This is a genomic window from Rhabdaerophilum sp. SD176 (assembly GCF_030143245.1).
In the GTDB taxonomy this organism is placed as follows: domain Bacteria; phylum Pseudomonadota; class Alphaproteobacteria; order Rhizobiales; family Beijerinckiaceae; genus Rhabdaerophilum.
The window spans coordinates 23,511-35,855 of record NZ_JARJNS010000003.1 but is presented as its reverse complement, the minus strand read 5'-3'; the positions used below and the strand labels follow the sequence as shown (position 1 = coordinate 35,855).

Sequence of the window (12,345 nt, the reverse complement as noted above, 5' to 3'; positions counted from 1 at the left end):
CGCGTGATTCCTCAATGCGATCACGCCCGCCAGATCTCTTCGTATCGGATCGACCAGATCTGCGGGTGATAGGGCATATTGCGCATATGCTTGCGCTTGACCATGAGCGTGTTTCCGCCAGCGGGCAGGATAGCAGGCACCTCTTCGTGGAGGATCGCCTGCATCTCGGCGTAGATTGCCTTGCGCTTGGCAGCATCCGGCGTGACCATCGCCTGATTGTAGAGCGCGAGATACTTGTCATGTTCCGGGCCGCGCCAGTGGCCACTTTCGACAAAGGCCGCGCGCATCCGGAATAGGCTGATGCCGGGGTTGCGCGAGCCAACCGCCGTCATGGCGAATTTATGGAAGTTGCCCTTGGACAAGTCGTTGTCGCCGGTACGGAACTGGATGTAGCCGTCATTCGGACGCTCTTCGATAGTCAGCGTGATCCCGGCATCTTTCACCGATTGCTGAAGCACCTGGAAGTAACGGCCAGCCTCGGGGAGCTGTGGGCTCCAATAGAGCGTGCCGAGGTTGATCCCGTTGGGATGGCCTGCTTCAGCAAGCAGTTGCTTGGCCTTTGCCACGTCGCGGCCACCGGCCCGCGGCACGAAGGCTGCATCGGTGACCATCAAGTGGCTATCATTGCCAATCCAGCCAAAACGACCGCTATAGGCCACACGCACAATCGCCTCCCGGTCGATGGCATAGGCAAAAGCCTGACGCACACGCTTGTCGAGGAAGGGACTGCCGGGGTGCTTCGGCAATTGGATGACGAAGGAATAGCCCCCGCGTGCTGTCTCGATCTCGAAGTTCGGATCGTTCTGGAACTGGAGAGCGGCGCGACCATCGATATTCATCACCGCGTCGAACTGGCCTGAGCGCAAGCCATTCAGCGCGGATTCCTGCTGACCCTCGCGGTTGTGAATCTCGATACGATCAAGATGTGGAAGGCCCTTGCGCCAGTAGCTTTCGAAGCGCTCGAGAATCATCAGACGGTTCGGGTCGCTCTGCACAATCTTGAACGCACCGGTGCCAATGCCGTCTAGGCCGATTGTCTCGAGCGGCGCCGCCTTCATGATCGGGCTGTTATACTCCGCTAGCACATAGCCGAACTCGGCGTTGCCGGCTTCCAACGTGAAGCGGACGGCGTATTTCCCGATCTGCTCCACCTTGGTGATTTGCCGGGCGAACGGCGCGTTCTGGCGATGGTAGTTGAATGAGGCTACGGCATCAGCGGCGGTCATCTCGGTCATGTCGTGGAACATCACCCCTTCACGGAGCGTCATGTCCCAGACCTTGAGCGAGCCATCTGCCGGCTCAAGCTTGGTAGCGATCTCCAGTTCGAGGCCGAGCTCCGGGTTCACCCAGGTTGGCGTCGACCAGATCTGCTTCGTGTTGGCGTCCACGATGAAATAGGGATGCCTGGAGTTGTTCGGACCAGCCGAGCGCCGGTTGGCGGAGAGCTGCGCGTAGGACAGCGTCCCGCCCCGCTTGGGCTGCTCCTGCGCGATGGCATCGCCCAGAAAGGCTGCATCAAGTGCGGAAAGCAGGGCTGCGCCGGCGCCTGCCTTGAGAAGATCCCGTCGGTTGATGGTAGACATAGGTGTTCCTTTGGAATGGCGTGGTTGAGGCCAAAGATCGGCAGGCGTCAGGCTTTCCAGACGCCATCCCAGGTGATGGACCAATGCTGCGGATGGTTATTGAGGCCGCGAATGTTTGGCCGCTTGATCAGTACATTGTTGCGACCCGCCGGCAGCAGCGCAGGTGCCTCATCGAAGCAGATCTGCTGCATTTCGGCGTAGATCGCCTTGCGCTTGGCGGCATCCGCCGTGACCATCGCCGTCCGGTAGAGATCCATGTAGCGGTCATGCGCCGGACCGGACCAATAGCCCGACTCGTTGTTGGCACCGCGCATGCGGAACAGGCTGATGCCCGGATTCCGCGGGCCCACAGCGGTATAGGCAAACTTATGGTAGTTGCCCTTTGTAACATCGGCCTCGCCCTGGCGAAATTTCAGATACCCATCATTGGGCCGCTCTTCGATGGGGAGCGTGATGCCGGCTTCCTTGACCGTCTCCTGGATAACCTGGAAGTAGCGACTCATTTCCGGCCATTGCGGCGCGTAATAGAGCGTTGGAAGCGTGATGCCATTGGGGTGACCGGCCTCGGCAAGCAGCGCCTTGGCCTTGGCAACGTCGCGCTTGACCGGCCGGGGCGCAAACATCGGGTCGGTGCCGGCCATATGGCTGTCATTGCCCATCCAGCCGAATTTCGCTCCACCATAGACGATCCTTACGATCGCCTCCCGGTCGATTGCAAAGGCGAGAGCCTGGCGGATGCGCTTGTCAAGGAACGGCGAGCCCGGGTGCTTGGGCAGGATGATGACAGCCTGATCACCCGAGGAGGCCGGCACCACATCCGTTTCCGGTTCGTTGGAAAGCTGGCGGACAAGACGCGGGTCGATGTTGAGCACCGCATCGAACTGGCGCGAACGGAAGCCGTTGATCGCGCTCTCCATCTGGCCTTCGCGATTGATCACCTCGAGGCGATCGAGGAAGGGCTGATCCTTTCTCCAGTAGTTTTCGTTACGTTCAAATACCATCCGGCGCTGAGGATCGGCTTCGACGATCTTGAAGGGGCCGGTGCCAATGCCGGTCAGCCCGATTTTCTGGAAGTCCTCGTTAGCGGGCATAACCACATTATCGTATTCGGCGAGGACGAAGGGGAATTCGGAATTGCCTGCGTCAAGGAAGAAGCGCAGCGAATGCGTGCCAGTTACCTCGGTTGACTTGATCTGCTGGGAGGCGAAATTGCGCCTGCGATGCAGTTCGAAGGACGAGGCCCAATCCTTTGCCGTAACCTCGCGGCCATCATGGAACTTAACGCCCTCGCGGACGGTGACTTCCCAGACATTCAGCTTGTCATCCGTTGGCGCGAGCTTCGTGGCCAGTTCGTTGACGATATTCAGGCCCTCGTCGACCCAGGTCAGCGTATTGTACGCCGAACGCGTGATCAGATCGATCATGTAATAAGGATGCTTGGCATTGGAGGCATCACCGCCGCGCCGATTGCCGGAACACTGGGCATAGACAAGCGTTCCACCGCGTTTCGGTTGTCCCGATTGGGCAGAAGCGGTTCCAAGCAACGCAGAGTCGAGGGCCGCTAGAAGGGTAGTTGCGCCAAGAAGCGCGCTGCGTCGGGTCAGTTCGGTCATTGACAGCTCCATAGATTATATCTATTTAATGATTAATTCGTTGCTTTTTTTTAATCGATGGAGATGTCAGCTACATGACACCGAACGGGCATTCGAGAGCCCCTGGCAGGCGGGAGCGCGAGATCACGCTTTCCGGTCTGAGGACCTTCGTAGCCGTCGCCGAGGCGAGTAGCTTTGCTGCGGCGGCCCAGGCGCTCGGCGTCAGTCAACCAACCGTATCGGTTCAGCTCGCCGCGCTAGAAGACGCTTGTGGTGTCTTGCTGATGCATCGCCGGCCACACCTTGTGCTGACAGAAGCGGGGGCGGATCTGTTTGTGCGCGCACGCCTGGCGATCGGACGGGTGGATGAGTTTGCTGCTTCGGTCAAAGACCTTGCGGGCATGCAGCGTGGTCATCTTCGCGTTGGGCTATCGACGCCCCAAGCGGCATTGCCGATCATCGCGTCCTTCATGGAGGCGCAGCCAGCCGTCAAGGTTTCAACGTCAATCGGCAATACAGCCGAGCTGCTTGATCGGATCGCGCGCTGCCAGATCGATATTGGCGTGATGACCCTGATGGAGCCACCGGGGCAGTTTGCCTGTGCGCTCGTAGCGACGCCTCGCCTGATGATCTGCATGCAAACAAGCGATGAGTTGGCCGCGAAGGCCTCGCTTCGTCCTGCTGAGATCTCACACCGGCCTTTCATCCTGCGCGAGGAAGGGTCCATGACACGCGTTGTTCTCCAGGCGGGGTTCGATGCGGATCGTGCAATCCTGAATGCGCGATTGGCCTTGGGCAGCCGCGAGGCCGTTAAGGAGGCCGTAGCCGCCGGCATGGGCCTCGGCGCCGTGTTCGAGAACGAACTCGGGCACGATGATCGATTGACCGGTGTGCCTCTGGCGATCCAAGGGCGCGCACATGGTGTCTATGCAGTGGCGCTCAAGGAATCGCTGGATATTCCTGCCGTGCGAGAATTCATCGACCATGTCCCTGCCGGCCATCTTCCTGCCAGCGAACGCCCCTCAGGATACAGGGCTGGCTGAAATGGCCGCGTCTATATGCCGGACGAAATGCAAAAAGTCCGGCGTGTTTGCGGTGGGATCCTTCGCACGGTCATCAATTTTGCGGAGCCGCACAGCCGCCTCAAAATGCGGGTTGCGCTCGAACTCCGTCACTTCCGCCGACGACATCGGCCCACCCTGAAGTGCCAGGGACTTAACCGAATCCAGGGAGAGTTTTCCAAAATATGACTGGTCAACTGCACAAAGATAGCGCTTCGCCGGCACATGGAGGCGGACGGGTTCTGAGACCTCCGGCCCGAAGTACTGCGCCAGCCATCGGCCCGCCAATTCTTCATGCGTGTCATCGATGCCGTGGTCAGCTGCGTCCTCGCCATGTTCGTGAATCATATGACCGACATCGTGGAGAAGAGCGGCGGCAATGAAGGTCGACGACTCACCGTCGCGCTCCGCCAGGGCAGCGGATTGCAATGCGTGCTGGAGCTGGTTCACGTCCGAAAGACCGTAACGGCCGTTCGCCTTGCTTGCGTAGATGTCTATCAGCACCTGCCGGATGTCCATTTTTGATACCTCGCGAAAGCAGATTAAAAATTTCCTATGATAGCTGGCTAGTCAAATAGAATTTATCTATTTCAAATGTTGGTCCTGCTGCCACCCCGAATATTAGCGAACCCGCTTGTGTTGTGCATCGCGATGGTCTGGCAAGGGAATGCCGGTGCACTGTCAAAGCGGATAGATGCAGGGAAAAACCGATGTTTGGCTTGAGAATGCCAAGGAGCTAAGGCTGGTTTGCGCCCGCGTTTCGGACATTTAGACGGATACTGCGCTCTTCCAGAACCGGACATTGCACCTGGCGGCAACAGACAACGCGTTTCACAATTGCGCACCTAACAAACTACTGAAATCATTGCCATTCGTATTCGGAGCAAAATTCCTTTGTTTTGTGTACGGCGACGGCCGCCAACCGAAGGATTTGCAACCTACCAGGCGCTACAGCTCCCGAACCTCGCCTGATTTTTACGCCCGTGTCGAAATCGCCTTCCCTCGCGTGTCATTGGGGCAGGAGGCGACGGATGCCTTCGCTCGATGACCCGAAGGAGAAGGTTTGATGACACTCGAAACTGACGAACCAAAATCGCCGATATGGCTTTGGCTGGCTGGAGGTCTTGGCGTTCTCTGGAATGCCTATGGTCTCTATCAGTTCATTGGCTCGTTCCGGCAGACCAAAGACAGCCTGATGGCTGCTGGAATGACCGCTGCGCAAGCCGAACTGTACCTTTCGCTGCCGGGCTGGATCAGCGTGGCTTTTGCGGTCGGTGTGATCGGTGGTCTGGCCGGCTCAGTCGCGCTCCTGATGCGCCGTGGACAGGCGGTTGTGATCTTCTGGGCCTCGATGGCAGGCTATATCACCCTGTTCTCCGGAGACCTCTACTATGGCGTGTTCGCCAACATCCCCACACAGCTCGTCATCCTAACCATCGTGGTCTTGATCGCTGCCGGGCTGTTGGGGGTGAGCCTATACGCCAGGAAGAAAAATCTCCTCACCCGACAGACATTCCGGAATCTCGAGCATTCCGCTTGAACAAACCCCCGATCCTGAAAGGATAGAACAATGCAATTCATGCTCCTGCTCAATGAACCCGAAGCCGAATTCGCCAAGCGCAATGACCCGGAACAGGCGACGGCCTATTGGGGTGGTTGGAACGCCTTCATCGGCGCCATGGCGCAAGCCGGTGTCATCGTGAAAGGCGACGGTCTTCAAGGGCCTCACACTGCAACGACCGTGCGGGTTCGGGATGGGAAGCGAATGGTTCAGGATGGGCCCTTCGCCGACACTAAGGAACAGCTTGGCGGCTATTTCGTCATCGAGGTGCCCGATCTCGATACGGCGCTCGAATGGGCCGCGCGGTCGCCGTCGGCGTCCTGTGCCACGGTCGAAGTGCGCCCGGTGCTGCCGCCCATGGCACCGCCTGTTTCCTGATGTACAGCGCACGGGATACCGCTGAATGGGTGGCACGTGCAGCCTATGGGCGGCTGATTGCCATTCTGTCCGCCCGCTCACGCGACATCGCGGCTGCGGAAGACGCTTTGGCCGAAGCGTTCGCAGCCGCTTTGCGGTCCTGGAACGATCACGGCGTGCCAACGAACCCAGAAGCATGGCTGCTGACTGCGGCACGCAATGTGATGAAGAACCAGCTTCGCCACAGAGGCATTGCTGAAGCTGCGATTCCCGATCTGCTCGCATCACAGGAAAGCATGGCCGAGGATGGCCCTCAATTTCCCGACGAACGGCTCAAGCTGCTCTTCGCATGTGCGCATCCGGCCATCGATGCGGGCATCCGAACGCCTCTGATGTTGCAAACAATTCTTGGTTTGGACGCCGCGCGCATCGGAAGTGCATTTCTTGTGGCGCCGACGACCATGGGCCAACGCCTCGCGCGGGCGAAGGCGAAGATCAGGGATTCGGGGCTCCGCTTTGAGCTGCCGTCTCAGCATGACATGCCACAGCGACTATCCGAGGTGCTTGATGCGATCTACGCCGCCTTTGGCATTGGATGGGATGCGGCCGCCGGTATCGAAGCGGGAGGGCGTGGCCTGACAGAGGAAGCGATTTACCTCGGCCGTCTCCTTGCGGCCCTGATGCCCGATGAGCCCGAAGTGAAGGGCCTGCTCGCACTCATGCTCTATTGCGATGCCCGCCGGGATGCGCGGCGCGATGAACGGGGCGCCTTCATTTCGCTCGATCGGCAAGATGCCCGCCTGTGGAAGCGTGATCTGATCATTGAAGCCGAGAGCCTTCTGACCGCCGCCTCTCGGCATGCCCGCTTCGGGCGCTTCCAATGCGAGGCAGCCATCCAGTCGGTGCATGTCCAGCGGCCCATCACGGGTCGGACCAACCACGAGGCGCTCCTCACGCTCTACCGTATGCTTGTTCAACATCACCCAAGCATCGGCGCGAAAACCGGTCTTTCCGCCGTGCTCATCGAAGCCGGGCAGGAAGGCGAGGCTTTGGGCCTTCTCGATACTATCGCACCGGATGAGGCACGGACCTATCAGCCCTACTGGGTGACAAGAGGGAAGGCGCTCCACGCTCTCGGAGCCTTCGAGCAGGGCGATCAAGCGATCGAGACTGCTATCGGTCTGACACAAGAAGAGCCAGTCCGTATTTTCCTGGGAACCTTGATATCCAGCAGGGCGATTTAGGACTACGCCCATTTGCCAGTCGCGCCGTTTAAAGGTGACCTCTCCGAGTTCCAAAGAAGGTTGATTCATGCGGGGTCAATTCATCCGCTCCGCGCCCGCATTGCCGTCGTTCGGGTTCGACAATCTAATTCCCTGAAGCGGACAATAGCCTTTGACCCAGTCTCATGAACCGCAACTGGAACGGGTCGTATTTTTCAGACATCGGCGAATTCATTTTCTGGCAGAAACCTAGTTGCTGATTACCTGAAAAGGGACGTCAAAATCGATGAATTCCCGTCCAGTGCTTTGCGATACTCGGAGATGGTCAACAGCGCCCAGAACCCGGCAAAAGCGAAAACAGGCAGCACCGCCGCCCGCCCAGAAAGGGCCCGATCGACCAGTAGTGCTGCTAAGGGTATGGCTTGGATCATATGGGTCGCAAGAAAGTGGGAAACACGCAGATCTCCACCGGTCATTGACCACCCGGTCAGGACCATGCGCGAACCAAAGTCGGGAATTCCGCCAACGAATGGGCTCAAGCGGCCGCCAATCGTGAAGGCCGTGATCAAAGTCAGAACCGTTCCGCCAAGAAATCCGAGGATGATCGCACTCTTCAAGGGCGGCGAGGCCGCAAATCCGGAATCTGACATTGCCATAAGGCCGATTGCGCCTGCCGCGCCAACAATGATGACGGCAGCGAAGGCCATGACAGAATACATGAAGCGATGAAAAGGTGTCCCGACGTTAAAATGTGACTGCTGTCCGAGGCCGCCCTGTATAATGATATAGCTCATTTCAACGATGCAGGCGGCGAGAAACAGAAGCGCAATTACCACCATAGGCATGCTGCTCCTGGTCGATTGGCTGAACAGGCCGCATACAAGTGCGATCGTCGATGCATGAAGCGCGAGCGATATCTCGAATTTGAGTGGCTTCGTCCATACCGACGTATGCCCATCGAGCGTTCTTCCGTCGGCGAACATCAGGATCAGAGTGATTGCGCCCGCAGCCAGCATGGCAAGGGCAATCGCCCAATAGATGGTTTCGGGCCACGAAGAACCAAGGCGGATTGGCATGCGGGATATCCTCAAATGGGCCGGGATGCTATTTCAAGGCTTTCTGCAACGTTTCTGATGCCGCCATCTTGGAATGCGGGATTATTCAGACCGGCGCAGGAAGGCACCAACTGCCCTTGCCGTCTCCTTGATGGATTGCTCGGGCGGGACATGTCGACAGGAGTCAAAGATACGCAATTCGGCACGGGGCAGCGCTTCAACCAGCCTCCGCCCGATGGCCAGCGGCACCGTCGGATCGCTCCGGCACCAGATGACGAGGGTTGGCTGGCGCAAGCGGGGATAGCGCGCGATGACCTCCGGGAAGTTTTCCGGTTCGATTCCACGTCCGGTCTTGATGAGGGCTTGCAATGCGCCAGGATCTCGGAGCGGACGCGCATAAGCCTCGATATCGCGGCTTGTGATTTGAGTGCCATCCCCAGCATTCAGGATTGCGCGCGCGCCGAACTCGGGCGTCAGTGCCGGGAGAAGAATGTAGGGAACAAGCGGGAGCCGCAGGACGCTGATTGCCAGCGAATCCTTCTGTTTGAAGGCCGGACTATTCATGAGAATGAGGCGAGAAATCCTCCCGTCGCCCGCCTGATCTGCCTCGACTGCAAGGAGCAACGCAACGGCGCCGCCCAGGGAATGCCCCACAAGCGTGACATCGCGAAGTCTGAGCCGATCCAGGATGGCGCTGACCGCAGCCACGTGATCCTCGATGCGATACCCCGCACCGGCAGGTTTGTCCGAACGCCCGAAGCCCTTGAGATCGATCGCGATCACGCGGTGGTTCTTCGCAAGTTCAGGTGCGAGATGACGCCACATATAGGAAGAAGCACCCAATCCGTGGAGCAGGATGATTGGTCGGCCAGCCCCTCTTTCCTCGACATGGAGCGCAAAGGGCTGTTGATCAGGGAGGGCGATTGTTACCCGATACGATTTCATCATCCGGGCGTTTGCTGGCGCGGAGAAGAGGAAAAGAGCCGCAACAGATGCGAGCAAAGCCCGCATCGCCAAACCGGCGATCGATACCATCATGAATCCGCTCCCAGTCTTGAATGCCCAGGGCCGCACATGGTGACGGGCTGCGATACCGCCAGAACCAGTCCGCCAAGGGCGATTGCCGCACTGCCGATGCAGACCCAGAACAAACCCGCGTTGTCTGCAAGAAAGCCGCCCAGGATCGCACCCAGTCCCTGACCCAACGAGACCAAAGATCCATTCGTTGCCAAGACGACAGGCGTTGCGGCACCGGCAAGTGTGCCGAGGCGTGAAAGGTTGATCGGGATGGCGGCGAACAGAGCCGTGGAGGATATCAGGATCAGAACGGCGATGAGAGCCGGCGGCCAAGAGGCCGCAGGGCCCGCGAGCAGAAAGGCAAACCCGAGCGCTACCATTGCCGCACTCACGAATGACAGGATCAAACCGAGGTGGTGGCGTTCCTGATCTCCTAGGATGCCGCCCAAGGCGAGCCCCAGAAAGGAGCCGACGCCAATGAACGCTTGCAAAGCCCCGATGCCCGCGCCCTTAAGCCCGGTTACAGCGTGGATGATGGGCCCAAGGAAGGCAACAATGGTGAAGGCAGCGGCGAAGGCCAGCGTGGTTAGAGCGAAGACTTGAATAACCTCCGGCGATTGCAGAATGGCGCCGACCGGGATTGTCGAGCGACTTTCCGGCTTGAGGCGCGGCATCCCCATTGCGATCAGCACCGTGCAAGCGGCGCAGACAAGGCCTGAGTAGACAAAGGTCGCGTGCCACCCGAAGATGCCACCGATCACCGAGCCCAATGGAACGCCCACGGCAAGCGCGACGGTCATGCCGCCGACGACCAGAGCAAAAGCGCGCCCGCGCCTCTCGGGAGGAGCAAAGGCCGTCACCGATGCGGTGGCAAGCGAGCCGATGCAGGCGGTCGCGAGGCCGCCAAGAATACGAAGGCCGAGGAGTGCTGGAAATGTCGGCGCGAAGGCACAGAGGAAATTGCAGATCGATAACACAGCGAGGCCGATCAGGATCACACGTTTGCGCTCGTAGCGCGCGAGCATTGACATGGCGAATGGCGATGCGACGGCGAACGTGATGGCTGAAGCAGGAACCAATTGTCCTGCCGCGCCGATCGATACGCCCAGATCGGCAGCCAGTTCGGCAAGCAGTCCCGTGAACACAAAACTCTGCGTACCAATCGCGATGTTCACTGTGGCGAGGACGAAGATCACGACGGGCATAGGCGCGCTCGAGTTGACGATGTCTACCTGATATGCCACAGAGGTAGACAATGTCAACTATATCGAAGGAAGATCGCTCAATGATAACGCAAAGCGATGCAGGCAAATCATGGCTGGATCGATACGGCCCGTGGGCAGTCGTGACCGGGGCTTCAGACGGGATTGGCCGCGAGATCGTCCGGGATCTGGCACAACGAGGATTGAACGTCGTTCTTGTCGCCCGTCGAGGCGAGCTTCTGGATCAGATCGCTACGGAAGTCCGGCAATCAAATTTCATCGAGACACGGGTGATCGTTGCCGATCTCGGGAAAGCCGAGGATGTCGAGCAGGCGCTTCTCGATTGCGAGGCCCTCGATGTCGGATTATTCGTCGCGAGCGCTGGGTTTGGAACCGCCGGAAATTTCCTCGCCACGGATGTCGAGGATGAGATCGACATGCTCGATGTCAATTGCCGAGCAGTCCTTGTCATGGCCAAGGATTTCTCCGCTCGCTTTGCCAGGCGTAAGAAAGGGGGCCTGATCTTCTTCGGTTCGATCGTCGGGTTTCAGGGGGTTGGCAATGCCGCCCATTACGCTGCGACCAAGGCCTATATCCAAACGCTTGCAGAAGGTCTGGCCATCGACCTCAAGCCATTTGGAATCGACGTGTTGTCTTGCGCCCCCGGGCCGGTCGAGACAGGGTTTGCCACGCGTTCGAACCTGTCTCCGGCCAATTCCGCCGATCCGAGGAGCGTTGCCCGCGAGACCATAGCGGCGTTGGGCCGCAAGACGACCGTCAAGCCGGGAATCCTGTCGAAAGTCCTGATTAACTCGCTGGCGACGTTGCCACGGTTTGTCCGAACCATGATATTGAGCGCCATCATGGCCAGCAGAACGAAACATCACGATGGCAGCAAAGCCCAAAGCCGGCCCAAGCAATCTGCGTGAAGCCTGCATCAGCGAAGCCTTGCAGATCATCGAGGATGCCGGAATCGAAGGCTTGAGTCTTCGCGAAGTGGCGCGCCGTCTCGGCGTTTCGCATCAGGCGCCTTACAAGCATTTTCCAAGTCGCGACCATATTCTCGCGGAAATCCTTGCACGATGCTTCGACGAGTTCGCGATGTTCCTCGACCAAAGACCGCCCAGTACTGACCCCTTCATTGACCTTCGGGGGATGGGTGAGCGGTACATGGCCTATGCACAACTTCATCCGGTTAAGTATCGGCTCATGTTCAATACGCCGATGCCCGACCCGGACGCGCATCCCCAGATGATGCGGAATGCCCAACGCGCATTTGCGCTGCTGCGGGATCGGCTCAAAGACATGAAACTGCGGCCTGCCGGTGAATTTCACCCATCCAGTGCCAGTCTCGACGCCATGTTTGTTTGGTCGACCCTTCATGGTCTGGCGAGTATTCTACAGTCGGACACGCTCCGGACGCTTCAAATGTCTGATATCGAACTGCAACAAGCGATGTCGAGATGCTTTGCCCGGTTGAGCTTGGCTCTGATACCATTGCCATGAGGGGCGTCTCTGAGGCTCGGTTTCCATAGACCGCTTCGCGCCCGCATTGCGGTCATTCTTGCCCCCAACGGAGCAAATCGGAACCGGACATGCGTCGCCATGCCGAAAACTAGGGCATCTTTATCCAGAAGATCGACTGAACGAGCACCAAGTCGCCAAGGGTTCCGGATTGGCGGGGGCCTCGCTGT

At 58.8% G+C, this 12,345-nt stretch carries 12 protein-coding genes; 6 read left to right on the top strand and 6 right to left on the bottom strand.

The window, feature by feature from the left end:
* Window positions 1-20 precede the first annotated feature (20 nt).
* Both P0652_RS06960 and P0652_RS06955 read right to left on the bottom strand, forming a co-directional pair.
* A complete protein-coding gene (locus P0652_RS06960; RefSeq protein ID WP_284178069.1) occupies window positions 21-1,583 on the bottom strand; it encodes an ABC transporter substrate-binding protein in 1,563 nt (520 codons plus the stop codon).
* 47 nt (window positions 1,584-1,630) lie between these two features.
* Window positions 1,631-3,196, bottom strand: a complete 1,566-nt coding sequence (locus P0652_RS06955; RefSeq protein ID WP_284178068.1) for an ABC transporter substrate-binding protein — start codon at window positions 3,194-3,196, stop codon at window positions 1,631-1,633.
* A 74-nt stretch (window positions 3,197-3,270) separates the two neighbouring features.
* On the opposite strand from P0652_RS06955, the gene P0652_RS06950 reads away from it, so the two are divergent.
* Window positions 3,271-4,218 carry a LysR family transcriptional regulator gene (locus P0652_RS06950; RefSeq protein ID WP_284178067.1) on the top strand — a complete coding sequence of 316 codons (948 nt, stop codon included), beginning with the start codon at window positions 3,271-3,273 and terminating at the stop codon, window positions 4,216-4,218.
* Here the strand turns inward: P0652_RS06950 and P0652_RS06945 are convergent.
* Window positions 4,198-4,755 carry an HD domain-containing protein gene (locus tag P0652_RS06945; protein ID WP_284178066.1) on the bottom strand — a complete coding sequence of 186 codons (558 nt, stop codon included), beginning with the start codon at window positions 4,753-4,755 and terminating at the stop codon, window positions 4,198-4,200. The two genes, P0652_RS06950 and P0652_RS06945, sit on opposite strands and share 21 nt — an antisense overlap.
* 547 nt (window positions 4,756-5,302) lie before the next feature.
* Between P0652_RS06945 and P0652_RS06940 the strand changes: the two genes are divergently transcribed.
* From P0652_RS06940 to P0652_RS06930, 3 genes are read left to right on the top strand one after another with little or no spacing between them, the layout of a single operon-like run.
* Window positions 5,303-5,776 (top strand): hypothetical protein, encoded by a 474-nt coding sequence (locus P0652_RS06940; RefSeq protein WP_284178065.1) that lies wholly within the window; start codon window positions 5,303-5,305, stop codon window positions 5,774-5,776.
* Between the two features lie 30 nt (window positions 5,777-5,806).
* Window positions 5,807-6,175, top strand: a complete 369-nt coding sequence (locus P0652_RS06935; protein ID WP_284178064.1) for a YciI family protein — start codon at window positions 5,807-5,809, stop codon at window positions 6,173-6,175.
* A gap of 29 nt (window positions 6,176-6,204) precedes the next feature.
* The gene (locus tag P0652_RS06930; RefSeq protein WP_284178063.1) at window positions 6,205-7,398 is read left to right on the top strand and encodes an RNA polymerase sigma factor; all 1,194 of its coding nucleotides are present in this window, start codon (window positions 6,205-6,207) and stop codon (window positions 7,396-7,398) included.
* Window positions 7,399-7,637: 239 nt separating this feature from the next.
* On the opposite strand, the gene P0652_RS06925 is transcribed toward P0652_RS06930, so the two are convergent.
* The 3 genes from P0652_RS06925 to P0652_RS06915 all read right to left on the bottom strand — a co-directional run bounded on the left by P0652_RS06925 (window position 7,638) and on the right by P0652_RS06915 (window position 10,654).
* A complete protein-coding gene (locus tag P0652_RS06925; protein ID WP_284178062.1) occupies window positions 7,638-8,453 on the bottom strand; it encodes a hypothetical protein in 816 nt (271 codons plus the stop codon).
* A gap of 81 nt (window positions 8,454-8,534) precedes the next feature.
* Window positions 8,535-9,470 (bottom strand): alpha/beta fold hydrolase, encoded by a 936-nt coding sequence (locus P0652_RS06920; RefSeq protein ID WP_284178061.1) that lies wholly within the window; start codon window positions 9,468-9,470, stop codon window positions 8,535-8,537.
* On the bottom strand, window positions 9,467-10,654 hold the full coding sequence (locus tag P0652_RS06915; protein WP_284178060.1) for an MFS transporter: 1,188 nt from the start codon (window positions 10,652-10,654) through the stop codon (window positions 9,467-9,469). Before P0652_RS06915 ends, P0652_RS06920 begins: the two co-directional genes overlap by 4 nt.
* A 50-nt stretch (window positions 10,655-10,704) precedes the next feature.
* Here P0652_RS06915 and P0652_RS06910 point away from each other — a divergent pair, with 50 nt between their 5' ends.
* Together P0652_RS06910 and P0652_RS06905 are read left to right on the top strand one after the other, a co-directional pair.
* Complete coding sequence (locus tag P0652_RS06910) at window positions 10,705-11,580, top strand: SDR family NAD(P)-dependent oxidoreductase (RefSeq protein ID WP_349774968.1); 876 nt, start codon at window positions 10,705-10,707, stop codon at window positions 11,578-11,580.
* Window positions 11,540-12,157 (top strand): TetR/AcrR family transcriptional regulator, encoded by a 618-nt coding sequence (locus tag P0652_RS06905; RefSeq protein WP_284178058.1) that lies wholly within the window; start codon window positions 11,540-11,542, stop codon window positions 12,155-12,157. The genes P0652_RS06910 and P0652_RS06905 overlap by 41 nt, the downstream gene beginning before the upstream one ends.
* Window positions 12,158-12,345 lie beyond the last annotated feature (188 nt).